Source organism: Paenibacillus sp. LS-5 (assembly GCF_056121505.1).
Genome location: NZ_JBWAVA010000003.1, coordinates 329,079 through 354,362, shown reverse-complemented (window position 1 = coordinate 354,362; position 25,284 = coordinate 329,079). Strand labels below are relative to the sequence as shown.

Annotated in this window: 23 protein-coding genes and 1 pseudogene; 14 read left to right on the top strand and 10 right to left on the bottom strand. The window is 51.4% G+C overall.

Features of this window, described 5'->3' with window-relative positions; all coding sequences use genetic code 11:
- The 3 genes from AC0MA3_RS07140 to AC0MA3_RS07130 form a co-directional block, all read right to left on the bottom strand.
- A complete protein-coding gene (locus tag AC0MA3_RS07140) occupies nt 1-1,812 on the bottom strand; it encodes a sensor histidine kinase (protein WP_474655660.1) in 1,812 nt (603 codons plus the stop codon).
- Nucleotides 1,813-2,036: 224 nt separating this feature from the next.
- A complete protein-coding gene (locus AC0MA3_RS07135; protein WP_474655659.1) occupies nt 2,037-2,579 on the bottom strand; it encodes a MerR family transcriptional regulator in 543 nt (180 codons plus the stop codon).
- A gap of 120 nt (nt 2,580-2,699) precedes the next feature.
- Nucleotides 2,700-3,494, bottom strand: coding sequence for an AIM24 family protein (locus tag AC0MA3_RS07130; RefSeq protein WP_474655658.1), 795 nt, complete (start codon nt 3,492-3,494; stop codon nt 2,700-2,702).
- A 189-nt stretch (nt 3,495-3,683) separates the two neighbouring features.
- Between AC0MA3_RS07130 and AC0MA3_RS07125 the strand changes: the two genes are divergently transcribed.
- The 4 genes from AC0MA3_RS07125 to AC0MA3_RS07110 all read left to right on the top strand — a co-directional run bounded on the left by AC0MA3_RS07125 (nt 3,684) and on the right by AC0MA3_RS07110 (nt 8,125).
- Complete coding sequence (locus AC0MA3_RS07125; protein WP_474655657.1) at nt 3,684-4,808, top strand: SGNH/GDSL hydrolase family protein; 1,125 nt, start codon at nt 3,684-3,686, stop codon at nt 4,806-4,808.
- A 223-nt stretch (nt 4,809-5,031) separates the two neighbouring features.
- Complete coding sequence (locus tag AC0MA3_RS07120; RefSeq protein WP_379156365.1) at nt 5,032-6,213, top strand: ATP-binding protein; 1,182 nt, start codon at nt 5,032-5,034, stop codon at nt 6,211-6,213.
- Between the two features lie 91 nt (nt 6,214-6,304).
- On the top strand, nt 6,305-6,697 hold the full coding sequence (locus AC0MA3_RS07115; protein ID WP_379156368.1) for a tetratricopeptide repeat protein: 393 nt from the start codon (nt 6,305-6,307) through the stop codon (nt 6,695-6,697).
- Nucleotides 6,698-6,733: 36 nt separating this feature from the next.
- Nucleotides 6,734-8,125: an SMI1/KNR4 family protein gene (locus AC0MA3_RS07110; protein ID WP_474655656.1), complete on the top strand. Its 1,392-nt coding sequence runs from the start codon at nt 6,734-6,736 to the stop codon at nt 8,123-8,125.
- Between the two features lie 41 nt (nt 8,126-8,166).
- On the opposite strand, the gene AC0MA3_RS07105 is transcribed toward AC0MA3_RS07110, so the two are convergent.
- Together AC0MA3_RS07105 and AC0MA3_RS07100 are read right to left on the bottom strand one after the other, a co-directional pair.
- Entirely contained in the window at nt 8,167-9,516 is a 1,350-nt protein-coding gene (locus AC0MA3_RS07105; RefSeq protein WP_474655655.1) for a DUF2252 domain-containing protein, read from the bottom strand.
- A gap of 21 nt (nt 9,517-9,537) precedes the next feature.
- Nucleotides 9,538-10,116: a class I SAM-dependent methyltransferase gene (locus tag AC0MA3_RS07100; protein WP_379156378.1), complete on the bottom strand. Its 579-nt coding sequence runs from the start codon at nt 10,114-10,116 to the stop codon at nt 9,538-9,540.
- A gap of 184 nt (nt 10,117-10,300) precedes the next feature.
- Here AC0MA3_RS07100 and AC0MA3_RS07095 point away from each other — a divergent pair, with 184 nt between their 5' ends.
- The 4 genes from AC0MA3_RS07095 (at nt 10,301) to AC0MA3_RS07080 (ending at nt 13,576) form a co-directional block, all read left to right on the top strand.
- The gene (locus AC0MA3_RS07095; protein ID WP_379156381.1) at nt 10,301-10,624 is read left to right on the top strand and encodes an ArsR/SmtB family transcription factor; all 324 of its coding nucleotides are present in this window, start codon (nt 10,301-10,303) and stop codon (nt 10,622-10,624) included.
- Between the two features lie 31 nt (nt 10,625-10,655).
- Nucleotides 10,656-11,165, top strand: a complete 510-nt coding sequence (locus AC0MA3_RS07090; protein ID WP_474655654.1) for an SRPBCC domain-containing protein — start codon at nt 10,656-10,658, stop codon at nt 11,163-11,165.
- Between the two features lie 117 nt (nt 11,166-11,282).
- The gene (locus AC0MA3_RS07085; protein ID WP_474655653.1) at nt 11,283-11,993 is read left to right on the top strand and encodes a DUF421 domain-containing protein; all 711 of its coding nucleotides are present in this window, start codon (nt 11,283-11,285) and stop codon (nt 11,991-11,993) included.
- 170 nt (nt 11,994-12,163) lie between these two features.
- Nucleotides 12,164-13,576 (top strand): alanine/glycine:cation symporter family protein, encoded by a 1,413-nt coding sequence (locus tag AC0MA3_RS07080; RefSeq protein ID WP_474655652.1) that lies wholly within the window; start codon nt 12,164-12,166, stop codon nt 13,574-13,576.
- Between the two features lie 92 nt (nt 13,577-13,668).
- On the opposite strand, the gene AC0MA3_RS07075 is transcribed toward AC0MA3_RS07080, so the two are convergent.
- On the bottom strand, nt 13,669-14,379 hold the full coding sequence (locus tag AC0MA3_RS07075) for an SDR family NAD(P)-dependent oxidoreductase (protein ID WP_379156394.1): 711 nt from the start codon (nt 14,377-14,379) through the stop codon (nt 13,669-13,671).
- Nucleotides 14,380-14,479: 100 nt separating this feature from the next.
- Between AC0MA3_RS07075 and AC0MA3_RS07070 the strand changes: the two are divergent.
- The 4 genes and pseudogenes from AC0MA3_RS07070 to AC0MA3_RS07055 all read left to right on the top strand — a co-directional run.
- Nucleotides 14,480-14,668: pseudogene (locus tag AC0MA3_RS07070) on the top strand (MerR family transcriptional regulator); the annotation flags it as partial.
- An 18-nt stretch (nt 14,669-14,686) separates the two neighbouring features.
- Nucleotides 14,687-14,839 carry a hypothetical protein gene (locus AC0MA3_RS07065; protein ID WP_474655651.1) on the top strand — a complete coding sequence of 51 codons (153 nt, stop codon included), beginning with the start codon at nt 14,687-14,689 and terminating at the stop codon, nt 14,837-14,839.
- A gap of 102 nt (nt 14,840-14,941) precedes the next feature.
- Nucleotides 14,942-15,313, top strand: a complete 372-nt coding sequence (locus AC0MA3_RS07060; RefSeq protein WP_474655650.1) for a RidA family protein — start codon at nt 14,942-14,944, stop codon at nt 15,311-15,313.
- A 112-nt stretch (nt 15,314-15,425) separates the two neighbouring features.
- Complete coding sequence (locus AC0MA3_RS07055; RefSeq protein WP_474655649.1) at nt 15,426-16,172, top strand: nucleotidyltransferase family protein; 747 nt, start codon at nt 15,426-15,428, stop codon at nt 16,170-16,172.
- 147 nt (nt 16,173-16,319) lie between these two features.
- On the opposite strand, the gene AC0MA3_RS07050 is transcribed toward AC0MA3_RS07055, so the two are convergent.
- Nucleotides 16,320-17,219 (bottom strand): SDR family oxidoreductase, encoded by a 900-nt coding sequence (locus AC0MA3_RS07050; RefSeq protein WP_474655648.1) that lies wholly within the window; start codon nt 17,217-17,219, stop codon nt 16,320-16,322.
- 101 nt (nt 17,220-17,320) lie between these two features.
- On the opposite strand from AC0MA3_RS07050, the gene AC0MA3_RS07045 reads away from it, so the two are divergent.
- Both AC0MA3_RS07045 and AC0MA3_RS07040 read left to right on the top strand, forming a co-directional pair.
- On the top strand, nt 17,321-17,707 hold the full coding sequence (locus AC0MA3_RS07045; protein ID WP_474655647.1) for a MerR family transcriptional regulator: 387 nt from the start codon (nt 17,321-17,323) through the stop codon (nt 17,705-17,707).
- Nucleotides 17,708-18,042: 335 nt separating this feature from the next.
- Entirely contained in the window at nt 18,043-19,074 is a 1,032-nt protein-coding gene (locus tag AC0MA3_RS07040; protein WP_474655646.1) for a zinc-binding alcohol dehydrogenase family protein, read from the top strand.
- A gap of 84 nt (nt 19,075-19,158) precedes the next feature.
- Here the strand turns inward: AC0MA3_RS07040 and tlp are convergent, their stop codons facing one another.
- The 3 genes from tlp to AC0MA3_RS07025 all read right to left on the bottom strand — a co-directional run bounded on the left by tlp (nt 19,159) and on the right by AC0MA3_RS07025 (nt 24,998).
- Nucleotides 19,159-19,383, bottom strand: coding sequence for a small acid-soluble spore protein Tlp (gene tlp / locus AC0MA3_RS07035; RefSeq protein WP_379156412.1), 225 nt, complete (start codon nt 19,381-19,383; stop codon nt 19,159-19,161).
- A 109-nt stretch (nt 19,384-19,492) separates the two neighbouring features.
- Nucleotides 19,493-23,728 (bottom strand): sulfite reductase subunit alpha, encoded by a 4,236-nt coding sequence (locus tag AC0MA3_RS07030; protein ID WP_474655645.1) that lies wholly within the window; start codon nt 23,726-23,728, stop codon nt 19,493-19,495.
- A 37-nt stretch (nt 23,729-23,765) separates the two neighbouring features.
- On the bottom strand, nt 23,766-24,998 hold the full coding sequence (locus AC0MA3_RS07025) for an MFS transporter (RefSeq protein ID WP_474655644.1): 1,233 nt from the start codon (nt 24,996-24,998) through the stop codon (nt 23,766-23,768).
- Nucleotides 24,999-25,284: the final 286 nt, after the last annotated feature.

Here is a 25,284-nt window from a genome sequence, read left to right as displayed (position 1 = left end):
TTACTCTCCTGCTCTGCCCGGATAAGGGAGATTCACAGCAATCTCTGTCCCTTGTCCCGGTATACTTGTAATGTGCAATCCATATTCATAGCCAAAATACAGCCGTATTCTTTCATGAACACTGCTTATTCCATAGCCAACAGGCTTTTCCTGGCCCTTCATAGCGGTTTCCAGTGCGTGCAGCCGTTCTTCGGGCATCCCCACGCCATCATCTGTAATCTTCAAGATTACTTTATTTTCTTCCCTATATCCATTGATTACGAGTTCACCGAAGGAGCCCTTGGTCTTAAGTCCGTGATAAATCGCATTCTCAACAAGCGGCTGAAGGGTAAGCTTAGGAATGATGCAAGGTAGAATATCCGGGTCGACCTCGATTTTGAAATTGAACACATCGGAATACCGGATCTGTTGAATAGACAGATAATCCCGAACGCTGTTCAGTTCTTCCTGTAATGTGATCTGGTCCCGGCCATTGCTCAAGACTACCCTGTAGAAGTCTGCCAGTGCCTTCGTGGTCCGTTGTACATCCCGTGCTCTTCCCATGTCCGACAGCGTATAAATGACATCCAGTGTATTGTATAAAAAATGAGGTTTGATCTGCGCCTGAATCAAAGCGAGCTCGTACTCCCTCTTTTCCCGCTGCTCTTTGCTGATATTGCTCAGCAGCTCTTCAACCCGGTACATCATCATATTAAATCCAGAGGCAAGAATTCCGATTTCGTCCTTGGACTTGACCTCCAGGTATGGGTCCAGATTGCCTTCATTCACATGCTTCATGTGACGGGAGAGGTTGATAATCGGCTTCGCAATCAGATTGGACAACATGCCCGCTCCGAGAATTGCAAAGGATAGGCAGATAAAACCAATGAGGAAGATCAACTGGGTGATGGTTTTGGTGTCTTCGTTCAATTGATTATAGGGAACCATGGAGATAAGCTGCCAGCCCAGCTTTGTAATATCTGCGCGGATCAGAAGCATCCTCCCTGAGGGGGAAGGCTGCAGCAGATTCTGTTCCGTTGATCCCATCACCCATTCGCTTAGAGCACCCTTGGGAAGTGGCTGTAAGACCTGGCTCTCCTCCAGTGCAGAGACCACTAGACCGCTGGGGTCTACAATCATGAAGGATTCATCCTGGATGGAGCCGATATTGCGGTATATGGCTGAGAAGGCGTCCTCCCGCACATTCAGAATCACGTAGCCCAGTGTATCTCCGGTATTGATATTGACAATCCGTTTGCCGAGGGAGAGTACGGGTTGATCCGGGTTCGCGACCAGAAAGCTGCGGCGCTCCATCGGGAACCAAATGTTGGAGCCGCGGGAATGTTCTAGTGTGCTCAGCATATCGCTTCCCCGGAGCCGTTCAGCATTTCTCTCCATCTCAAGATTCGAGCCATAGACCATACCGCTCCGGCTAATATAGGCTGCTGCATCCACATCCGGGAAGATCAGCAGTGCATAGCTTAACTGATTGGTAATTTGGGTGTAGAGCTGCAGATTAGATACCTGCCCGCCGTCTTCTGAATATTTCTCGGCAATGACTTTATTAAGATTCAAAGTTAGTATATTGGCAGCGCTTTCCGTATTGGTCAGCATGCTGTTCATGAGAGTGGTAATCAGAGTTGAATTGTCGGAGACACTATTCACTGTTTTTTTGACGATAGCATCCGTATAGACCCGATACGAAACAGAACCTAGAATAAGTAAGGGCAGGATAATCAGCGGAATGTAGACATACATAATCTTTTTGCGGATCAATAGCTTGTCGAACCATTTACCCGGATATAAGCGTCCCCGGAATTGTATATTGCTCATGGATGTATGCTCCTTTATATGAATAGACCAGAGTGTAAGAATAGAATGTCCATTGAGTATATAACAAGAAAACACAATCTGAGAACGGTTTTTTGATAGGTAACCAAAGAGCAACGAATTGAAGCCGCTAAAAGCCTGTTCTAGACAGCTACAACAAAAAACGGTTGATCCATGATCTATGGAATCAACCGTTCTTTGTTTGGCCTGCAAGCAGCCATGTAGAGTTACAGGAATGAGAAAAAGGTGCGCAGCAGCCCGCGCTTCCGCGGCGGATTCTGGATCCTCCCGGCTACAGCGGGATGCTTTTGGAGCGGGGAGAGGGGAGGACCGCTCTGCTCCTGAATAGTTTCCAGAGAGACTGCCAATTGCTTGATCATTTGACGCAGGTCCTCAAGCTCTCCGCGCTGCTGGAGCAGCTGTACCGACACCACCTCGTCCGCTTTATGTTCTAGTGAGCGTTCAATGTAATCGATCCGTGACAGCATGTCTTCCATAGGTCCATCCGGTGTGCGGGGGAGCAGGCTTTCCTGCTGTGACACGTGCTGCCCGGTGTCAGTAACGGAATCCAGGTTCAGGCATTCCAGTGCTTCCCCGTGATTGATGCGGTCTTTAATATGTGTGAGCCGGCGAATTTCCTGCTCTGAGAATATATAATGTCCAAACCGGTCCTTTGGAAAGAAATCAGGGAACATGGCAGCCCAGCGCTTAATAGTAGTCTGGCTAACGGACAGCAGCTCTGCGGCATCCTTTGTTTTCAGCATTTCCATTTCGATTCCTCCAGTTCAGGTAGTCTTGTTATGAACAATTCGCCCTTCATAAGCGGCTCCCTGCATGGGTGACAAAGGAAGTGCTGATTCGATAAACAAAGTGCTAATATGAGAAATTATTCAGGGCGTATTCGGCTGAAACACGCTGTTTCTGTATGGGGTAAGCGGAGCCAGCCAGACGGTACCCGTTCCCCGGTACACATTGACGAGCCCCTCGCCGGAGGCGGCGGAGCCGAGGCGGGTTTTACCCGACTTTTCGACGGTGAAGTCCAGAGTGTTGGACCACATTAAGGCAAAGTTGCCATCGACCTTCAGCACATCATTCTGCAGCTCAATGACAACGGCTTCCTCGGAAGGGATAGGCGCTTCCAGAGCCAGGACCCCTTTGCCTTTGGCGCTCAGATTGAACAGCCCTTCTCCACCCAGTGCCGCAGAGGACAGATTCTTACGCGCGGTGACGGCAAGCTGGAGGGAAGACTCGCAAGCCAGGAACAGGCCGTCATCAATGACAATATGATCGTTGTCGACATCAATCAGCCACAGATATTTATAGGTGGTCTCCAGCAGAATCGTCCCCGTGCCTTTGTAGAGCGGTTTGACTGCACTGGTTCCGGTTGCGGCACTGGACACGATATTGCGCATCAGTCCGCCGACCCCTTTGACCCCTGAGGTCATTTCAATATTCCCGACCATATACTGCATGGCTCCGGCGCTAAGCGTAACCTCGCTGTTGTTCAGCTCGATCATGAGCTGCTTGTTACGCATGTTGCTTTTGCTCATGAAGAAGTTGGACTTTGCTTCCGCCAAGGTAGTACTGCTCAAATCCTCTTTGTACTCAATCACCGAAAATCCGCCAAGCTGTTCCTTGATCACAACATTGCTGTTATCTTTCAGATTATTGATAGTGTAGGCCATATTAATCCTCTCCTCTGCTGGCAATAATGTCGTAAACGTGAGCAGTTCTGCTTCAAAGTGTAGGTATTCGACACAAAGGGTGTATTTCCTTGTACTTTAGGATCCTCTCATACTGGAGGGGGTTCTGAAGCGAAGAGAAATAATTATTGATATAATCCAAGGGAAAAGAAAATTATGGGGGGCCATTCAATGACCACGCAAGAACGTTTAGTGACACAGCCGCTGTCTGAAGTAGCACATGTGAAAGTCCATGGCAGAACAACCGGTGCGCTTGCTCCATTAACTCTGTTTTGGACGGGGAGTGCTGTGGAATTCAATGTGCAGGGCTCGGAGCTGTGGATTGAAGTCGAAGTGGATTATGAGGTGTATGAGCCCTGGATCAGCATTCTGATTAATTCCGTTCCAGTAAGCAGACAAATGCTGACCGCAGGGCGCTACTGGATATGTGTCTTTAGAGGCATGAATGCGAGTGTTATCAAAAATGTGCGGATCGTCAAAGAGGTCCAAGCCATGAGCGGAGATCCCGCGTGCCTCCTGCAGATCCATGCGGTGAAGGGAGATGGGGAATTTCTTCTGGTTGCAGATAAACCCTATAAAATTGAGTTTATCGGTGACAGTATTACTTCAGGTGAGGGAACAGTAGGGGCCAAGACGGAGGAAGACTGGATTCCTGCCTGGTTCAGCGCAACCTATAACTACACGGCAATGACGGCAGAAGCGCTGAATGCGGATTACCGGGTGATCTCCCAGAGTGGCTGGGGTGTGCTCACAAGCTGGGATAATAATCCGCATGGCAATATTCCCCGGTATTATGAGCAGGTATGCGGGCTGCTCACCGGGGAGAGGAATAAGACGTTAGGGGCCCATTCAGCGAACGCCTTTGAGGATTGGCAGCCGGATGTGGTGGTAGTAAATCTGGCAACCAATGATGGCGGTGCTTTCCAATCCCCGGCATGGAGAGATGAAGCGACCGGAGTTACGCATAAACAACGGTTAAATGAAGATGGAACCTATAATGAAGAGGATCTGGCGGCCTTTGAGGAGGCGGTTGAACGTTTTCTGGGTACACTTCGGCACAATAATAATAAGGCCCGGATCGTGTGGGTCTATGGCATGCTGGGCATACCGATGATGCCATCCATCCACCGTGCGGTCAACAGCTATATGAAGGCAACAGGGGACAGAAGGGTGTCGGTTTTTCAGCTTCCGAATACCACGGATGAAACCGTAGGTTCAAGAACCCATCCCGGCGTATTGGCCCATGAACGGGCTGCCCAAGAGTTGACCGGGTATCTGCGAGAGATTTTGTCCTGATTATAAAATAATCGAAACCAATCCTTTCTGCTGCCGCACCGTCAATGATCAGTTGTCTGTTTCCTCATCGAATGATTGCAGGAAAAATGTATAGGGAATTGGGTGAACTTTCCTTATAATAGAAACAGGCATCTTATATAGTAAGACAACTGAGAGGGAGTTAACCTTGTTCGAAACCTTACTTTTAAATTTTTTATTTTTGTTGTTCCCGGTCTTGATCGTAGTGATTTTCTTTGAAAATAGAGCGTACCCGTACAATAACAGGCTGCTTGTTATGATGTCAGCCGTAACGATGGTTCTGTGTATGGCCAAGCCTATCCGGCTGGAAATGGGATATATCTATGATCTCAGGTATATCCCGTTTATTCTTGTGGCGCTTTTTGGCGGATACCGTAATGTGCTTCCATTATATTTAGTTATGAATGTTTACCGTTTCTATGTAGGGGGAGCGGGGCTGATTCCCTCCTTCCTGTTCTCAACCGCGGTGCTGCTGCTGGTACCTTACTTCAGTAAACGCTTTATCAAGCAGTCATCCAGCCGCCGCATCCTCTGGGCCGCTGCTATTGCTACGCTAACCATGGGAATCTACCTGATGGTTCTGGCGACGATGACGGGTAGGTTGGACAAGCAATTCTGGACGCTCACGGTCTATGCCTTGACCACGCATGCCGTAGTCATGAGTATCATCATGATATTGATTGAGCAGATTATCACCAATATCAAGAACCGTGACCGGATTCTCCAGTCGGAGCGCCTGAATGTAGTTAGTGAGCTGGCAGCAAGTGTATCCCATGAAATCCGAAATCCGCTAACGGTGACCAGTGGTTTTTTGCAGCTGCTGAATAAATCAACGTCCATTACGCCTGAAGAAAAGGAATATGTTGAGCTATCGCTGCTGGAGCTGAACCGGGCGGAGAAGATCGTAAGCGATTATCTCTCTTTTGCCAAGCCGCAATCCGACAATATGGTATTTTCCAATATGCAGGCGGAGGCAGAGTACACCAAGAACATCATTATGCCCTATGCGAGCATCCACAAGGTGGAGGTCAGATTCACTTTCCATAACACGCTCAATAAAAGCTATGACAAGAACCAAATCCAGCAATGCCTGATCAACCTGTACAAGAACGGGATTGAAGCGATGAGGGAAAAAGACGGGGGCATCCTTACCATTGATATCTCGGAGAAAAAGTCAGACATCCTGATCACGATCCAGGACACCGGCATCGGCATGACTAAGGAAGAAATCTCCCGTCTCGGCAAGCCTTACTATTCCACCAAAGAAGAAGGAACAGGTCTAGGGATGCTCATGGCCTACAGCACGATCAATAAGGTTAAAGGGAACATTGAGGTGGAAAGTGAAAAGGGTAAGGGCACAACCTTCCTCATCACCATTCCTACCTAAAGTTACTCTGTGGCAGACCCCTATTCAAAAATGATAAAGTATTTAATTGAAGATAGAGTTCTCAGGAAATGATAACCAGGAGGCCGAAGGAATGAGACAAGAATTGATCGCACAATTAAATAAGTGGCATGAGGAGGACAAGTATCAGGAGATCGTAGACCGGATCAAAGAAACACCGACGATACTCATTGATGACGAGCTGGCTACCCACTTGGGGAGAGCTCTGAATAATCTGGGACGATACAAAGAAGCGCTGAAATGGTTCATGAAAACGGCGGACCAGGGCAAAAAAGACCCGCTGTGGCATTTCCGTGTGGGGTACGCCTACTATTATCTGGACCAGCTGAAGGATGCGATCCGGGAATTTGAGATTGCACACAAGCTGGACCCTGAAGATGAAGATACCGTACAGTTCCTGGAATGGAGCCGCAAGGAGGCAGCTGAAGCCCCGGCGGATACAGATGCTGACGAGGAAGAGGAATAGTCCCGAAGAGAGAATTCGAGAGGAGGTATCTGCATCATGGAAGCAGCTTTGCTGGCGCAGCTGACACAGTGGCATGAAGATAATGAATTTGCCAACATTGTAGACCGCATCATGGAGATTCCCGAACCGGATAGAGACTATACGATTATCGGTCAGCTGGGCAGGGCGCTCAACAATCTGGACCGTTACAATGAAGCACTGGAACAGCTGCTGAGTGTTGTCGGGGAAGGAGAGAAGGACCCGGTCTGGCACTACCGGACAGGATATGCCTATTATTATCTGAAGCAGTACGATCATGCTGTTCGCGAATTTGAGCTTGCAGATGAGCTAGAGCCCGGGGATGAGGCGGTTCTGCAGCTTCTGGACTGGAGCCGCCTTGCGGCGGCACGGGAAGTGCGGGAACAGCAGCGTTTTGCAGCGGCACAGACCGGAGGCACTTCAGGAGGAGCCCCGTTGGAACCTTTCGACTTCGATGGCTTCTGGGAGGACAGCGAATATGCCCGCGAATCGTATGTATCCGAGCCGCTTACGGATGAGCTGATTGCCTCTGTGGAGCAGGAGCTGGGGTATAAGCTGCCGGCTTTTTATATCGGGATGATGAAGCGGCAGAACGGTGGGATTCCCCGGAATACCTGTTTCCCTACAGAGGAAGCGACCTCTTGGGCAGAGGACCATGTGGCCATTACAGGCATTATGGGCATTGGACAGGAGAAGACCTATTCCCTGTGCGGGGAACTTGGCAGCCGCTTCATGATTGAAGAGTGGGGTTACCCTGATATTGGGGTGGTATTCGGCGATTGTCCGTCCGCAGGGCATGATGTGATTATGCTGGATTACCGGGCCTGTGGTCCGGAAGGCGAGCCGGTAGTGATCCACGTGGATCAGGAAGCGGATTATGAGATTACTTTTCTGGCCAAAGACTTCGAGAGCTTTGTACGCGGATTGGTGAATGAGGAGGTCTTCGATACGTCCGTGGAGGACAAGGAAGAGGATCTGCGGAAGGTGGCTCAGGGAGCCTTCTCCCCTCTGCTTGCGGAACTGTGCGGCAATGTCACGGAGATAGAGAATATCGAAGGCATCATCCGTACGATCTGCACGGAGATTGTAGAAGACAAAGGACATTTCTCTCTCCATGCTGATGAGCGGTCCACCTTGATGTATGATATGCAGTTCTGGCTGTATACCAAGTCGTACCCGACAACGATCCGGGCTGAATACCTTGAGGTCTATTCCAAAATGATTGCCTTTGGCGGCGAATTCGGAACCGGCGGCTACGCGCCGTCCTTCATAACGGATTGGCTGGACGAGCGCGTCCGGCAGGGGAGCATTGTTGAACGCGGTGGTGTGCTTACCTTCACGGAAGAAGCCCGGGAGGCCCTGCTGCGCAAGCTGAACGGCATCGCTCTGTCTGGCGATGGCAACCTATGACGCTGATCCGGGACCTCTTCCCCGGGGCTGAGCTGGATTGATTACTCCACAGCCGCCGTTCCGAATCGTTCTTGTACCCATTCTGTGAACATTCCATAGTCCTTCTCCACCTGGCTGGCATATCCGTAGGCCCACCGGGAGAGATAGCTCGCAAAAGCATCCGGGTCCTGCCCCATGGCCTTGGCAATTTCCTCCTCACTATGATAAGGAAGAATTCCCTGGTCCACATCGGCATCGGCCCGAGCATGCATTTTGGCGGTGAGACTGCCCATTACCTCAAGAACCCGTGTCATATCCTCCGTAGTTTCGATATCAGTCAGCTTCAGTCTTTTCTTATACGGCGACCGTTCTCTTACATAGAAATCCCTTCCCGCAAGCGTTAGAAAGCCCAGATATGGGTCAGCCATATGGTGCATGGCCTGCTGCGTCGCGGTGACCCTTTTCCCCTGATGCCCGAAATGCTGCCAGAAGGACACGGAATACGGCATGAAATAGGCCGGCACCGGCACCCTAACCTCTTTTACCTCAAGAACAGTATCGTCTGTATCCTCCTGCTCATGTCCACCCTCAATTAGCACATAATAACGGTCTAGCCCAATGGAGGCGGTGCCTGAACCATGCTTGACGGCGATGTCCTTCATCCGGTAATGATCTTCCCCCAGGTTGCGGGAAGTAAGGGTCTGTATATAGAACGCCCAGGCGCTCTCCAGGAGGGTCTGCTCGGCTTGCCCGGGAACAGCCAGCTCGGAATTCTCCAGAAAGACTCTGCCCGTCTGCATCTGGGCCGTAACCTTTTCCAGAAAATGCGCCTGTCTGCGGTTCTCCAGCTTGCGGAGGAGCTTCTTCACAGGACCTTTAGCCGTTTCCTCATCCATAACATAAGTGGCGGGGTTGTCCTTGCCCTGGTCGAACCGCCGGATCTGCCTTCCATATGCCTTAACGAAGCTCTCAATATGGCTTAACTGTTCAGCTTCACCATGTCCGAGCTGTCTGCACACAAGAGCGATGCTGCCCGCCATACGCAGGAGATCGTAGAGATACGAACCGACATATCCCTCATCGAAATCATTGACGTCATAGACAATATCTCCGTCCTCGCTGCGGATGGCGCCGAAGTTCTCGAAGTGCAGGTCTCCCTGAATCCAGGTTGGCCGGTCTTCGGGGGTATGATAAGGGAAGTACTGGCGGGTTGTATCGAAATAGAATAAGTACGCGCTGCCCCGGTAGAAGGAAAAAGCGTTCAGCGACATTTTCGAGTATTTCTCTGCCCGTTTCTCAGGACTCAGGCCCATAATTCCGCCGTCGAACTCTTCAAATATGGAGATTAGCAGATCCTTGCGGAGCTTGCTTCGTGTGCGGATGACGCCTTCAGTGATGGACTTGTCGATCATGGGAAACCCCCTTGGTTGGATTTAAAAAGAGTACACATACACCTTGGTCCGCATCGGATCTCTGCAGGTTATTGTGCGGACCGGCTGCATGTCTGGCATGGCGAAGAAAATGCTGATTACCACCGCGCCGGGCGGCAGCTCCTGTCTGAACTTCTCCGCCAGCCGCTCCATTGCGCCGGGGAATAAATAGCACAGTACCATATCGGCATCTGCGTAGGAGCTCCGGTAGATATCGCCCCGGATGAAGCGGAGTCTGCCCTGGAGCGGATCCGGGCCGTTCCCTGAGTGCGGGAGCCGCGCGAATATCAGCGGCAGCAGCTGCGAGAACCATAAAGGGAGGCTTGAATTCTCGATCCCGATGAGCCTTTTGCCTGGGCAATGGCGGATGATATCCAGACCCAGTGTGCCCCAGCCGGATCCTGCCTCCACAATAGTACCGTAGCCGGGAATCCGGTTCACCTCCCTGGCAACCGCCAGCCGTACAGCTCTTGAAGTGGGCATTGGAGAGATTCCGTTTCGCCAGGTGTCCACAACGATCCACATTACAGACAGGAGAACGGCTAGTGCGAACAGCCACGTAACGATTTGGAGGATGAGCATGCATCTTTTCCTCTCTCTCTACCAACAAGATTCTAATGTTTCTGTTATTATAAATCCCCTTTGGCCGCATAACCAGCTTAAGGGCTCGAATCAAACTTTAATATTCCTTGACAGGAATATTCCTTATCGGGTATATTGTAAGTGCAAGGTAGTAAAAACTGATTCACTAAAGGAACATTGCATGATGGAAACGACAATATTTAGCGCATTAGCCGAACCCACCCGCTTGCGGATGGTAGAAATGTTGAAGGACGGACCCCTAAGCGTAGGCGATATCGCCGAGCGTCTGGAACTCCGTCAGCCCCAGGCCTCGAAGCATCTGCGTGTTCTGCTGGATGCCGGGCTGGTTGAAGTAGAGGCTAAGGCCAACCGGCGGAACTACAGGCTGCGCACGGAGCCGCTGGAGGCACTGGATGCTTGGCTTGAAGCCTACCGGAAGATTTGGAGTGAACGCTTCGATAATCTGGACGACTACCTGCGTCAGCTGCAATCCAAAGACCGCGAATGACAATGAACATTACTTTCAGGAGGGATTATGAATGTCTAACCAAATGATTTCCCGAGTAGAAGGCCAGGAACTGATTCTTGAGCGTGTATTCGATGCACCCCGCGAGCTAGTGTTCAAAGTGTTCTCCGAGGCGGAGCATCTGAAGCATTGGTGGGGTCCGCGCGGCTGGACCATCCCTTACTGCAGCGTTGATTTTCGTCCGGGCGGAGTATGGCATTACTGTATGAAGTGTGTCGATGAGAAGCAGGGGGACTTCTTCGGAATGGAATCGTGGGGCAAAGGCGTCTACCATGAAATCATAGATGGAGAGAAAATTGTCTACACCGATTACTTCTCGGATGCCGAAGGCAACGAAACCGAAGGCATGCCGTCTACGCTGATTACGATGCTGTTTGAAGAACATGACGGAAAGACGAAGCTGGTAAGCCGCTCCAAATATGACTCTGACGAAGCGCTCAAAACAGTGATGGATATGGGGATGATACAAGGCATTACCGAAACATGGGACCGCTTGGAAGAGCATTTGCAGTCGGTTCAATAATCTCTATATTAAAATAGAGAACAAACGACTCCTTCTCAGCCTGCCTCCGGCAGGCTTGTTTGCATTCCTGTTTCTTTTGCTGCCCTTTGGAAATAATGGGGGTAGGAGGCTTGAATAATGAACTATATAGAGATTCTGATGCGGACGGTTCTATCGGTGGGATTGCTGCTGCTCATTCCCCGAATTCTGGGCAAGCAGACCCTTTCCAATATGACGTCCAACGATTTCGTGATCAGCATTACACTTGGCTCCCTGGCGGCGAATCTCGCGTTCAATGTCAGTCTGAAGTCAACATATCTGGTCCTGTCGATTGTTGTGATCACGGCGATCTCGTTCCTGCTCTCCTTCATTTCCCTCAAAAGCCGCCGCCTGCGCAGCTGGATCTCCGGTTCTCCCACGGTCCTGATCGAGGACGGAAAGATCATGGAGGCCAACATGCGCAAGATCCACTATACGCTGGATTCGCTGGTTCAGGCACTAAGAGAGAAGGAGATTTTTAATCTCGAAGAGGTCGAATATGCAGTGCTTGAGGACAATGGACAGGTATCTGTTCTGAAAAAGGAAGTCTACCAGTCCGTAACTAAGCAGGACCTGGGGATGGCGCTATATCCGCAGGCTTTTCCTGTGGAGCTGATTATGGATGGGGTAGTGGTGGAGGATAATCTGAAGCGAAACGGTCTGACCCGCGAGTGGCTGGAGACGGAGCTTGAGAAGAAGCAACTGGGTAAGACGCTGGCAGATGTGTTCTATGCGGTAAAAGGCACGCAGCAGCAGCTTGTGTTCGATTTCTACGAAGATGGAGTGCAGAATCCGCTGGATCAGGAATAATCTCCTTCAGATAAGCCATCAGCTTGTGTACAGAGTGTGCTCATATGGAAGGATGTTACATAACTTTTTTATTGGCTTTTGAAATTAGGCCTGCTATATTTGAAAATACTATGGTCAGAGAGGGATAAGCAGCAGAGGTGTCGGCATAAAAGGATGAGAGGCGGATTTACATGCAACAAGTATTAGAGGGTATCGGTCTAACAAACGATTTTCTTTGGTCTAAGCTTCTGATTGTTCTTCTGATCGGTTGTGGTTTGTATTTCACCATTCGATCGAGATTTGTACAATTTGGCATGTTCAAAGAAATGTTTGTTGTGCTAAGAGAGTCGAATGCGAAGTCTAACAACAGCATCTCATCATTCCAGGCATTCTGTATCAGCATGGCAGCCAGGGTGGGGACAGGCAATATTACAGGAATTGCGATTGCCATTGCTTTGGGCGGGCCGGGTGCGGTCTTCTGGATGTGGGTAATTGCACTTATTGGTTCCGCATCCAGCTTTATTGAGAGTACCTTAGCGCAGGTGTATAAAGTGAGGGATCAAACAGGATTTCGCGGTGGTCCTGCTTATTATATGGAACAAGGCTTGAAGAAACGCTGGATGGGATCATTATTTGCCGTGCTGATCACGTTGTCTTTCGGCCTCGTCTTTAATGCGGTTCAGTCCAACACGATTACCGTTGCTTTTGAAAATTCATTCGGAACCAATCGTCTGATGGTTGGCCTCCTCATGGCTGTTGCGTTTGCCAGTATTATCTTTGGCGGTATCAAACGTATTGCCAAATTGTCCGAATATATTGTAGTCTTCATGGCTGTAATTTATATCGCCGTTGCCTTATGCATTGTGCTGATTAACATTACCAAAATGCCGGAGGTTCTGGCGCTTATTGTGAAGGGTGCGTTCGGATTTGAGCAAGTCGTAGGAGGGTCTCTTGGGGCGGTGATTCTGCAGGGGGTGAAGCGCGGTTTGTTCTCGAACGAAGCGGGAATGGGAAGTGCGCCGAATGCTGCAGCAACGGCAACGACAAGTCATCCTGTAAAACAAGGGCTTATGCAAGCATTCGGTGTGCTTACAGACACGTTGTTGATTTGTTCGAGTACCGCCTTAATTATTTTGCTATCCGATGCATATAAGCAGCCTGGGCTGGATGGCATCAAGCTTACCCAGGCTGCACTAAGCGAGCATATCGGTTCTTGGGCGTCTGGTTCTCTGGCTGTCATGGTGTTCCTGTTTGCGTTCAGTACTTTAATTGGGAATTATTATTACGGAGAAACCAATATAGAGTTCTTAAACTCAAAGAAATCAGTAGTCATATTCTACAGATACAGTGTGCTTGCGATGATTCTATTCGGTTCGGTTGCCAAGGTTCAGCTGGTATGGGATTTGGCTGACTTATTTATGGGGCTCATGGTGGTAGTTAACTTGATCGCCATCCTTCTTTTATCCAAAATAGCCTTTGCAGCCCTTCAGGATTACAAGCGGCAGAAACAGGCCGGAAAAGACCCGGTTTTTGTAAAAGATAGTATTCAAGGTCTGGATCATATTGAATGTTGGGAGAACGCTTCAGCTAGGGAAGAGTTATAGATTGTTAAGGCCTAAGGCTCCGATAACGGAGCCTTTTTTGTTGATTGTGGGCCTTAATAGCCGAGTAGGTTACAGCACGCACATTACCAGCATTACCACGCATAAACCCCATTCGCATCCAAAAACTCTCCGTTATGACGCTTGCCATCCGTGGCATAGCCGACAATAATGGCCGCCCCGGCCTCTTTGGATTTCCCGCCTTCGGCATTCCCATTCAGATCCGTCTTCGTGAAGCCGGGGGTTACTGCAAATACCTGGGCTTTGCTGTTTTTGAGCTCTAGGGCCATGGCTACAGTCATCGCATTGTTTGCAGTTTTAGAGGAATTGTAGTCAAATGCATTCAGCGCGTACTCCGAATTCTGCATGAAATGAAGGGACGCCATATCGGTAGAGACATTCACAATCGTTCCTTCATTTTCTTTTATTAGAGGGAAAAGAAGTTGATTCAAGCGGAAGGTTCCGAAGAAATTCACCTCAAAAGCGTTCCGCAAATGCTCCTCCCGGGTATCGCTGAATGAACTGGAGAATGCCCCCGGCATGCCGGCATTGTTAATGATAAGCGTCACATCAGAATAGTTGTTGCGAATGGTAACGGCTGCTTGCTCAATGCTGTCCAGATTCGTCATATCAATGGGCAAGAACTCCACGTCCAGCCCTTGACTGGTTAATTCAGCAGCTGCGGATTTCCCCCGTTCGAGACTGCGTGCCCCAAGCAATACCTTCCAGCCCGCTACACCAAGCTGTCTTGCGACTTCCAAGCCAATCCCTTTATTGGCACCTGTTACAAACGCTGTTTTTGTCATCTTCATCCTTCTTTCTGTGAGTGAGGTTCTATTAATAATTCGTAGCTTACTATGCTACACTTAGTGTAGGTCAACACTAAAAGTGAGGATGTGAGCAACAATTTTTACGATTGGACAAGTTGCCAAAAAAGTAGGGATAAATATTGGGGCAATTCGCTTTTATGAACGAAAAGGGCTTCTCGAGCCAGTAGTCCGCAACGAGCAAAACAATCGCCTGTATACCGACGACGAGATTGGCTGGCTGATCTTTCTGAAATGTCTGCGCGAAACGGGAATGAGTATAGAGGAGATCAAGAAGTACCACGACATGGTCAAAGTTGGAATCTCTACCCTGCCGGAGAGAACCAGGCTCATTGAGGAGCAGAAGCAAGCTCTATTGGACGAAATTGAACAGAAAAAAGCTCAGCTCGTTCATCTGGAGCATAAGCTGGAGCGGTATTATCGGGGAGAGAATTATTAGCAACTGTTGAGAGGTAAATCCCCCAAAACCACGACACACAGCTGTCCGGTTTCCCCTCCTATAATGAACGTATCTTGAAATGATAAGGAGACGAGCATAGGTATGGGAGAGATCGTTAGACATGATGTGAATGAGGAATATGCGTATTCTGGAGTGGTGGAGGCGGGGGATTTTGTATTTCTCAGCTTCTGTGTAGGCAATGTGGGGGGAACCGTGGAGGAGCAGGTGGAAGGCGCGCTGAATGATATGAGTGGCCGGCTGCAGCGGGTGGGGCTGACGCTTGCGGACGTCGTGAAGGTTGATATTTTGCTGCGGGATGTGTGGGATATTCCGGTGATGGAGCAGGTGTTCAAGCGCAGATTCCAAGGAAAGTACCCTGCCCGGAAGACGATCTCCACAGAATTCGCGCATGTCGGCGGGCCGGATGGGCTCAAGGTGCAGATGGATGGTGTGGCGTATCGCTCGCGCGCATAGTGCTGAACAGATATCCATTCGTAAAGGTGAAATGCAGCAGCAGATAGCTTGGCTGGACGTCTCCGGTGGTATATAGTAGAGGGACATTTCTAGGACAGGGGAGCGAACAGGGATGATAGCATTGATCTTGGCTGCGGGGTATGCGACCCGTCTCTATCCGTTAACGAAAGATACGCCGAAGCCGCTGCTGCCGGTTCAGGGAAGCCGGACGATTCTGGATTTGTTGATTGATCGTCTGGAGGTTCTGGAGGAAGTCACGGAGATTCTGGTTGTAACGAATGATCGCTTCTTCCGTGCTTTTGAGCAGTGGCATCTCAAGTATAGGGGGACGAAGCCGATTCGTATTCTGAATGACGGCACTTCTTCACCCGAAGGACGGTTAGGAGCGGTTGGCGATATCCAGTATGTCATCGAACGGGAACATTTGTCAGAGGACCTGCTGGTTCTGGCGGGTGACAATGTGCTCGGATTTGGCCTCGAGGGCTATCTGAATTATTTTCATCAGGTAGACAAAGACTGTATTCTGGTCCGGACGGTGGACGATATCCAGGAGCTTCGCAGTGTTGGCGTTGCTGAGCTGGATGCGGAGGGGCGGGTTCTTTCTTTGGAAGAAAAGCCGCAATCACCCCGTACGAACATTGGTGTCTTTGCCCTCTATCTCTATAAGCGTTCCACGCTGCCGCTATTCGCCCATTATCTCGCCGAAGGGGGCAACCCGGATGCGCCGAGTTATTTTCCCGAGTGGCTGCACTCCCGCCAGGAGATGCGGGCCTACTATACGGAGGGCACGATTGATGATGTCGGCACCCCGGAAGCGTATACCGAGATGCGGGATAGGCTGAGTAAAGGTGAAGCCTAGACGGCAGGTGCGCGGAGAGAAAAGGGTTGGAATTAAAGGGTCTGATGAGTCTTAATAGCAGAAACAGCGGCAGTCCAGGAGGCGAAAGATAGCTCCCAGACTGCCGCTGTTGTATCCAAATCTCTGTTTAAGTAAGCGGAAAGTTATTCAATTGCTGAAATAGTGGCCTTTCTCAAGATCGGTGATCAGTCCTGGATGTTCCGGCCGCCAGTTCAGGCGTTCTCGGGTAAGTAAGCTCGATGTTGGATTATCGCGCCCGGCAAGGGCGCCGAGAAATCCAAAGTGAGCGTCTGCCTCTTCGCGCGGGATACTGACCACGGGCAAGTTCAGGTGGCGGCCGATGACGCCGGCGATGTCACGGAAGGGCACCCCTTCCTCACCGGCCCCGTGCAGGCGTGATCCTGCCGGGGCATCTTCCAGCGCGAGCCGGAAGAGCCGCGCCGCATCCAGCCGATGCACTGCTGGCCAGCGATTCGCTCCGTCGCCGATGTAGGCAGAGACCCCCTTGTCACGGGCAATAGCAATCAGTGCATGGACGAAGCCCTTATCACCCTCTCCATGTACAGATGGCGAGAGACGGACTACTGAAGTCCGGACTCCGCGCTCAGCCAGTGCCATAGCCAAGCACTCGGAACCGCCCCGGGGCAATTCGGCCCGGGCTGCAGCTTCTTCTGTTCCGGTCTGGCCTGGCGGGAGCAGCATGGAGAGGATCAATGTTCCCGAGGTGATGACAAGCGGCTTGCCGGAGCCTTCAAGGGCTGCTCCGATGGTCTCGACGGCGCGGAGATCGGAGGCGATAGCTCCGGCGTAATCCGAGAAGTCGTGCTTAAAAGCAAGATGAATAACGCCGTCTGCTGTGGCGGCGCCGCTGCGAAGACTCTCAAGGTCGTCCAGTCCGCCGTGATGCACTTCCGCACCAGCCGCCAATAATGCCGTGGCAGCTTTGTCGGTCCGGGCGAGTCCGACGACCTGATGCCCTGCGGCGATGAGTTCAGGGACGACTGCAGAACCGATAAAACCCGTTGCTCCGGTCACAAAAACACGCATAGAGCATTCCTCCTAAATGAAAATAATACTTGCAATTGAAATGATAAAGTATAGAGTGCACTCGATAGCAATAGGGCTAAAACGCATGCTACAATAAAAGTATGGAGAATAAATTTTCGAGCAAGCAAGTTGCTGAAATTACGGGATTAAGCGTCCACACCCTGCGGTATTATGAACAAATCGGATTAATTGGCGGGATAGAACGGGATGGTAATGGATATCGCCTGTATTCCCAAGCTGATATTGTATGGTTTAATGCTTTACATTATTTTCGGGCAATGGGAATGCCTGTACGGGAGATTCAGAAGGTAATGGCCATGAACAAGGGCGGGGTCTCAACCATAACGGCAAGAAGAGAATTTATAGAAAGTTATCGCGAGACTGTTATCGAGCAAAGGAAGGAACTGGATCTGAGGTTAGGAAAAGTCGATCAAAAAATCGATTTTTTCAGAAGACTAGAGTCCGCGCAGCTGGAACTGGACAGATAATGGAGACAAGGGTTACAGGCCCCTGCATATGAAGTTTCAAGAAAACCCACCTTCGGGTTTTTCTTTTTTTTTGTATCTAGAACGGGTAATTCCAGCGTCGCTGTCACCAAGTGCAAGCGTATGGGCTAGATTAGAAATTATATCAGATTACAGCGACATGCTATAACTCTATCTGCTTTTTTAGATTTCATAAAATAGATATCCCAGTCAGGAACATACAGTATACGTTTTGATACTAGATCACAATAATGTGCGTACTTCCGGAAATGTTGTGTATACATTAAACTGCCAGGGTAAGCATTAGAACGTAACCCCATTCAAAGGAGAGAATGATAATGACTAAGGAAACCATGAAAGCCGTAGGCCTGTATAAATATTTGCCCATTGAGAATCCGGAGAGCCTGATCGACGTGGAATTGGACAAGCCGAGCCCGGCAGGCCGGGATCTGCTGGTGAGGGTACAAGCGGTCTCCGTGAATCCTGTAGACTATAAAGTCCGTTCACCCAAAAACCGTGAGGAGAGCGTACCGAAGGTGCTGGGCTGGGATGTTGCGGGGGTGGTTGAACAGGTGGGTCCGGAATCCACCTTGTTCCGTCCTGGTGACGAAGTGTACTATGCCGGTAGCATTGTACGTCCCGGTGGGAACAGCGAGTATCATCTGGTGGATGAACGGATTGTTGGCAAGAAACCGTCGACGCTGGACTTTGCGCAGGCTGCGGCTTTGCCGTTAACCTCAATCACCGCCTGGGAAAGCTTGTACGACCGGCTGGCTGTCTCCCGGAACAAGGAAGACAATACAGGTAAGACGCTTTTGATTATCGGAGCAGCGGGTGGCGTTGGATCGGTTGCCATACAACTGGCGAAGCACTCTGGTCTGACGGTCATTGGCACCGCATCCCGGCCGGAATCCGTGAACTGGGCGAAGGGGCTTGGGGCGGACCATATCATCAACCATTTCGAGGCGTTCGTGCCGCAATTGAAGGCTGTAGGATTTGACCAGGTGGATTATATACTCTGCTTGAACAGCACCGAGAAGCACTGGGCGAACATGGCAGAGGCAATCGCGCCACAAGGTAAGATATGCTCGATCGTGGAGACAGATGAATTACTAAATTTGACCTTGCTTAAGAATAAAAGCGTTACGTTTGCCTGGGAATTGATGTTCACCCGTTCCACCTACCAGACACCGGACATGATTGAGCAGCACAAGCTGTTGAATGAGGTGGCACGTCTCGTCGACGAAGGCGTGATTCGGACGACGACCAGTGAGACGCTCACACCGATCAATGCGGAGAATCTGCGCAAAGCACATGCCATGCTGGAAACGGGGAGAACGGTTGGCAAAGTGGTTTTGGAGGGATTTTAGAAACATTACCCCAAGCAAAACGGCGGTTCCGCCCGGAATAATCCGGGTGACCCGCCGTTTTGCTTGAAGTGCCGTTAACTATAACTACTCTTCGGAATGCGCAGCTTCGTCCTTAACTTCCTCGCGGAAGCCTTTAATGCTTTCTTTACGGCGTTCGTTCTTGGCTTCGATCTGTTCACGTTCTTTGCTGCTGATCTCAGAAGAAAATTCGTTTAAGTAGTCTTCAGCTTCATGCAGGTTCTGCATGGTGTGCTGAATGCTCTGCTGTAAATGCTCAACATTGTCTGACCGGTTATCCGGCTTTGCCATTCGTAGATCGCCTCCTGTGATTAGCGCGCCGCAAGGACGCTAACCTGTAGGTTGATCGTTGCCGGACAATTTTATGCATCGTTGTGCTTCGAAAAGATTATTAGTCTGCTTAATAGACATCCCGTGCATACCGCTTGCTTAATGACATTTCTTGTACGTAATCATTCGCCTCATCTGCAGTCATCCCGCCGTGCTGCTGAATCACTGTCTTCAGCGCGGTATCTACTTCCTTAGCCATCTGCTGGGCATCTCCGCATACATAGAAGTGAGCGCCTTCCTGAAGCCAGGTCCAGAGTTCGGCTCCATGCTCAAGGATACGGTGCTGCACATAGATTTTGTCAGCCTGATCGCGTGAAAAGGCGGTATCCAGCCGGTGCAGCAAGCCTTCCTTCTGGAGAACTTCAAGCTCGTCGCGGAAGTAGAAGTCACTCTCTTCCCGCTGTTCCCCGAAGATTAGCCAATTCTTGCCCTTGGCCCCGGACGCTTTGCGCTCTTGCAGGAAGCCCCGGAACGGAGCAATACCTGTACCTGGGCCGACCATAATCATCGGTGTATCCTGATTGGCTGGTGGACGGAAATGGGCATTCTTTTGAATGAAAATGGGAATGACCGTATCCTCTGTAGCGAGGTCCGCAAGAAATGTAGAGCATACACCCTTACGGACATTGCCTTTGTTCTCGTAGCGGACGGTGGACACTGTAATATGAACCTCGTTCGCATTGGCCCTCGGGCTGGAAGAAATCGAATACAGGCGCGGCTGCAAAGGCTTGAGCTGTTCCAAAAGTTCCTGTGCGCTGAGAGAAAACGGAAATTCCTGCAGCACATCGATAAGTTGACGGCCCCACAGCCATTGCTTGAGATCCGCTGGGTTCTCACTGTCGAGCAGCTTGCTTAACCGGGCATCCCGGGCGCGGTCCCGGATGAACCGGAGCATATCCGGAGTGACCCGCGCAATCTCAAAATGACGGAGCAGGGCTTCGGTCACCGTCAGTTCTCCCTTGCCTTTCACCAGTACAGGAGTAGCAGGTTCAATGCCCAGCGTATGAAGCAGATCGCGGACCAGATCAGGACAATTGGCTGGCCATACCCCCAGAGCATCGCCTGCTTCGAACTGTACCCCGGATGGCGTAAGATCGAAGGCGTAGTGGCGGGTTTCTTTTTGGGATCCGGCCTTGTTCAGAGTCTGCTTGAACAGTAGCCGTGAAGGTACCGGGTGGTTCCGGTGATATCCAAGTAGTTCCGGGCTTGGGGCAACCGGGACGGATACGGTGACCGGATCGGATGAATTCACGCTTGCTGCGGTTGGAACACTAGACCCAAGGCTACCTGTATATCCGCTCAGCAGTGTTGAGATATCATTCGTCCATGCATCCACCTGCTCTTGGAAGTCTGTATCGCAATGGGCACAGTCAAGCAGCCGCTGCGCACCAAGCTCCGTGAGACGGGTATCCAGATTCTGCCCGAAGCCGCAAAAGAGATCGTAATTGGAGTCCCCGAAAGCGAGCACGGCATAATGGAGATCCTGAAGCTGCGGGGCATTCTCTGCCTTGAGGGATTGGAAGAAGCTTTCTCCATTGTCCGGAGGATCTCCGGCTCCAAAGGTGCTGGCGATGAACAGGGCAAACCGGTTCTTAGACAGTTCGCTTACGGAGTATTGATTCATATTGACGAGCCGTATATCATAACCGGCTTGCTGTAGCTTCCTAGCGCAGTCAATGGCCGCACCTTCGGCATTCCCGGTCTGCGAGGCCCAGAGGATGGTCACCGGAAGTTTGGTTGTTATAGTGCTGCCCGGGAACGGGGGAGTCTCTGAAGATACTTGGTCTGAAAAAGGTTCATGCCTGGAGTAAGCATCCGCACCGGGAACCGAAGTTCGGGAGAACATCCCCGCCAGAAGACCGTCTACAAAGTAACGGGTCTTCTGCTCAAACGGCGCAGTGGGCGGCAGGACCGGAATCCCCGCGGCGGATTGCCCGGCATCGGTGCGCAGGCTAGTGATGAAGCCGGATAGATAAGCCTGTTCATGGCTATCCAGAGTAACTGCAGTCCGGGCTTCAATGCCAAACATGCCCGCAAGCGTGTCGAGCTGCTTCATAGTTACGGCCTCCTTCGGGCGGGCAGTCTCAGCGCTGACTACGGATGAAGCCGGATTGCTGTCCATCGCCGGCGCATGCGGTTTCCCTGCAGGCTGCCCCACAGCCTTGACTAGCGACACAGAACAAAATTTCAACTCAGGCTGTAAGGAAAGGGGATCGACGGCATCATTGGTGACGTCATTGACAGCCAGCTGGGAACCAAAGACATCATTCCAGTGAAAAGGGGCGAAGCAGTTGCCGGGGCGCACACGGTCGGAAAGGACCGCCGGGAGAATGGCCAGGCCCCGCCGGGAACGGAGCTCTACCGGCTCCCGGTCTTTAATTCCCAGCACCGCAGCATCTTCCGGGTGGATTTCTACAAAGGGACCCGGGTTCAATTTGTTGAGCTTAGGAACTTTGCCTGTCTTCGTGAGCGTATGCCATTGGTGCTGCAAGCGGCCGGAATTCAGGACAAAGGGATACTCGCTGTCCGGCATCTCGGCAGGGGGCATATACGGACGTGCCCAGAAAACAGCTTTCCCGCTTTCTGTCGCGAACACGATATCCGGAGAGCTGTTATCTGATAGCTCACTTACTGCAGTACCGCCTGGACGGTTCAAATACCGGATCGGATTCCGGTCGTTCGGCTGATCTGGAGCACTAGGCCATTGCACGGGCGTTTCCCGCAACCGTGCATAGGTGGCCCCGCGCAGGTCGTATCCTGTCTTCGGATTCCAGGCTTGCTGAATTTCTGCGTAAACCTCTTCAGAAGAAGAGTAGGAGAAAGCTTCAGCATAGCCCATTTCAGCGGCGACCCTGGCGATAAGCTGCCAGTCCGGCATGGCCTCTCCGGGCGGCTGGACAGCTTGCTGCATCAGAGTCAGATTGCGCTCTGAGTTGATCATCACGCCTTCACCCTCGGCCCATAAGGCCCCGGGCAGCAGGATGTCCGCGTACCGGTTAGTCTCGGTATCCAGGAAGCTGTCCTGGGTAATGACCAGCTCCGCCGCCTCCAGGGCGGCGATGACCTTCTTGCGGTTGGGAACGGTAGCCACCGGATTGGTGCAGATAATCCAGCAGGCCTTGATCTGGCCGGCGATCATGCTTTCGAACATGGAGATGGTGCCGCCGCTGGCATCGGTTCGAAGCATCCCCTGTGGAATCTCCCATAGGTTCTCTATGAAGCTGCGGTCGGCTTGTGACAGCAGAGAGCGCTGCCCGGGCAAGCCGGGCCCCATGTAGCCCATCTCCCGGCCGCCCATGGCATTGGGCTGTCCGGTGAGGGAGAAGGGGCCGCTGCCAGGACGGCAGATGGCTCCTGTAGCCAGATGAAGGTTGCATATAGCATTCGTATGCCAGGTGCCGTGAATGCTCTGGTTGAGACCCATGGTCCAGCAGGACATCCACTCCGGAGCCTCGCCGATCCATTCGGCCGCCTGGCGGATATCCGCTTCCGGGATCCCGGTGATTTCGGAGACTTTTTCCGGCGGATAGTCCTCCAGGAATGCCTCCATACTCTCAAAACCCGAAGTGAACCGGGCGATAAAGGCCGGGTCTGTATGGCCGTTTTTCACAAGAAGATGCAGCAGTCCGTTCAGCAGGGCAAGATCCGTTCCGGGTTTGATCTGCATGAACAGATCTGCCTTCTCCGCAGTAGCCGTCCGCCGGGGATCCACGACAATCAGCTTGGCGCCGCTCTTCACCCGGTCCATCATCCGCAGGAACAGAATCGGATGGCAATCGGCCATGTTGGCCCCAATCACAAAGAACAAATCCGTTTGATCCATATCCTGATAAGACCCCGGAGGCCCATCCGCTCCCAGGGAGAGCTTATAGCCGTTGCCGGCACCTGCCATACACAGACGTGAATTGGACTCGATATTCGGCGTCCGGATGAAGCCTTTGGCCAGCTTGTTAATCAGGTACTGGGCCTCCAGCGACATTTGGCCGGATACATAGACGGAGAGGGCATCCGGACCGTGTTCCTCCAGAATGCTGCGCAGCCGCTGCGCGGTGTCGCGGATAGCAGCATTGATCTCCATTTTCATAGGTTCGGCTCCCCGGGACGGGCGGCTGTATGCATATTCCATCCGGCCGGATTCCGTGAGCGCAGCTGCGGCCGTGCTACCTTTGGTGCATAACCGGCCGAAGTTGGCCGGATGCTCCTTATCTCCGGTGATTTTGACCACTCGGTTATCCGATACTTCGAGTACGATCCCGCAGCCAACCCCGCAGTATGGACAGACGCTTTTAACTTTGCCAGTTGTCATGTGAGTTCACCGCCTCGAAGGTTTCTGTACAAGCTGCTTAGAAATTAACCCCGGATTCCGCCTTCGCCCAGGATTTTCTCCAGGATCTGGTTACAGCGTAAAAGATAAGGGTGGTAAGGAGCACGATAGAGCCGACCACCAGAAATCCGGTAACCTGCGAGCCTGTGGACTGCTTCAGCGGGCCCAGGACATAGGTTGGCAGCAAATATCCGCCAAGACCTCCGGCAGCACCGACAATTCCTGTAATGACACCGATCTCACTGGAGAAACGCTGCGGGATGATCTGAAAGACCGAGCCGTTCCCCATCCCGAGGCAGGCCATCATTACGCTGGTATAGAGCAGCATCACCAGGAAGGAACTTGGCATAGACGCAATGGCAAAGGCACATACCGAAATGACGCTGTACAAAACAAGGAGCAGCCGCATGCCGCCAATCCGGTCCGCGATCCAGCCGCCTAAAGGCCGGAAGAAGCTGCCCGCAATGACTGTGATGGTGACCAGGTAGCCTACCTGGATTTTGGTCAGTCCGCCAGCATGTACGCCGTCGCCGTATACATCGTAGAAGAAAATACTCGCATAGTTAGCAAATCCGACAAACCCGCCGAAGGTAATCGCGTAGAACATGGAGAACCACCAGGTATCTGCATGCTTGAAGACGCTAAGGTAATTCTTGAGCGGTTTGGGCGCAGGGGCATTCGGGGCATCTTTAGCCAATATAGCAAAGACAATCATAACGATTACCAGAGGAATCAGCGCGATCCCGAACACACTGTGCCATCCGTAAGCCTGGGCGATCTGGGGTCCGAAAAAGGTAGCCAGTGCGGTTCCGCTGTTCCCTGCGCCGGCAATACCCATCGCCAGCCCCTGATATTGCGGAGGGTACCAGCGGCTTGCAAGGGAGAGTGATACGGCAAAGCTTGCACCTGCAAAACCGAGCAGGAATCCGATCATATGAATCTGCAGCAGGCTGGTTCCGCCTAGCCAGCCCCACAGAAGAGGAATAATGGTGAGGAACATCCCGAGCAGGCCTGCTTTTTTACTGCCGATGCGGTCAGCCAGGATGCCCATCGGAATCCGGAAGATCGATCCGCCGAGGATGGGGATGGCGACCATGGCCGCTTTTTGGGTATCCGATAGTCCGAAGTCCTTGGTAATGTAGAGCGACAGAGCACCACAGAGCACCCAGATCATAAAGCTTACATCAAAGTACAAAAAAGCTGAGAACAAACTCGGGGCATGCCCCGCCTTGCGAAAACCCTTTGCTTCCATAGTTCACATCCTCCTTTTAGTGAAACCCCAAGTAAGTGAATCGACAAAAAAGGGCCGACTGACAGAACCCGCAGAACTCGCGGATTGTGTTAATCGGCCCCGTTGCCAATTGCAGCCACGTCATCGTGACTGACTTTATAAGTTGTGGTAAGAATACTGGTACAACAAGCCATCCGGCCACAGCATTGTGGGGAGAAACCGTTGTTCCTTCGTTGACACAATGCTGTGTCGTTGAAATCTTATATTGTCAATATAATAAGTCACACTACAAATGTCAATAATAATA

Coding starts and splice junctions, on each gene's coding strand:
- AC0MA3_RS07055 (WP_474655649.1), top strand. CDS start 15,426: ATGATAGCATTGATCTTGGCTGCGGGGTATGCGACCCGTCTCTATCCG.
- tlp (WP_379156412.1), bottom strand. CDS start 19,383: ATGGCAAAGCCGGATAACCGGTCAGACAATGTTGAGCATTTACAGCAG.
- AC0MA3_RS07140 (WP_474655660.1), bottom strand. CDS start 1,812: ATGAGCAATATACAATTCCGGGGACGCTTATATCCGGGTAAATGGTTC.
- AC0MA3_RS07135 (WP_474655659.1), bottom strand. CDS start 2,579: ATGGAAATGCTGAAAACAAAGGATGCCGCAGAGCTGCTGTCCGTTAGC.
- AC0MA3_RS07080 (WP_474655652.1), top strand. CDS start 12,164: ATGCAACAAGTATTAGAGGGTATCGGTCTAACAAACGATTTTCTTTGG.
- AC0MA3_RS07050 (WP_474655648.1), bottom strand. CDS start 17,219: ATGCGTGTTTTTGTGACCGGAGCAACGGGTTTTATCGGTTCTGCAGTC.
- AC0MA3_RS07060 (WP_474655650.1), top strand. CDS start 14,942: ATGGGAGAGATCGTTAGACATGATGTGAATGAGGAATATGCGTATTCT.
- AC0MA3_RS07095 (WP_379156381.1), top strand. CDS start 10,301: ATGGAAACGACAATATTTAGCGCATTAGCCGAACCCACCCGCTTGCGG.
- AC0MA3_RS07130 (WP_474655658.1), bottom strand. CDS start 3,494: ATGGCCTACACTATCAATAATCTGAAAGATAACAGCAATGTTGTGATC.
- AC0MA3_RS07040 (WP_474655646.1), top strand. CDS start 18,043: ATGACTAAGGAAACCATGAAAGCCGTAGGCCTGTATAAATATTTGCCC.
- AC0MA3_RS07065 (WP_474655651.1), top strand. CDS start 14,687: ATGGTCAAAGTTGGAATCTCTACCCTGCCGGAGAGAACCAGGCTCATT.
- AC0MA3_RS07090 (WP_474655654.1), top strand. CDS start 10,656: ATGTCTAACCAAATGATTTCCCGAGTAGAAGGCCAGGAACTGATTCTT.
- AC0MA3_RS07125 (WP_474655657.1), top strand. CDS start 3,684: ATGACCACGCAAGAACGTTTAGTGACACAGCCGCTGTCTGAAGTAGCA.
- AC0MA3_RS07075 (WP_379156394.1), bottom strand. CDS start 14,379: ATGACAAAAACAGCGTTTGTAACAGGTGCCAATAAAGGGATTGGCTTG.
- AC0MA3_RS07030 (WP_474655645.1), bottom strand. CDS start 23,728: ATGACAACTGGCAAAGTTAAAAGCGTCTGTCCATACTGCGGGGTTGGC.
- AC0MA3_RS07045 (WP_474655647.1), top strand. CDS start 17,321: ATGGAGAATAAATTTTCGAGCAAGCAAGTTGCTGAAATTACGGGATTA.
- AC0MA3_RS07085 (WP_474655653.1), top strand. CDS start 11,283: ATGAACTATATAGAGATTCTGATGCGGACGGTTCTATCGGTGGGATTG.
- AC0MA3_RS07110 (WP_474655656.1), top strand. CDS start 6,734: ATGGAAGCAGCTTTGCTGGCGCAGCTGACACAGTGGCATGAAGATAAT.
- AC0MA3_RS07105 (WP_474655655.1), bottom strand. CDS start 9,516: ATGATCGACAAGTCCATCACTGAAGGCGTCATCCGCACACGAAGCAAG.
- AC0MA3_RS07115 (WP_379156368.1), top strand. CDS start 6,305: ATGAGACAAGAATTGATCGCACAATTAAATAAGTGGCATGAGGAGGAC.
- AC0MA3_RS07025 (WP_474655644.1), bottom strand. CDS start 24,998: ATGGAAGCAAAGGGTTTTCGCAAGGCGGGGCATGCCCCGAGTTTGTTC.
- AC0MA3_RS07100 (WP_379156378.1), bottom strand. CDS start 10,116: ATGCTCATCCTCCAAATCGTTACGTGGCTGTTCGCACTAGCCGTTCTC.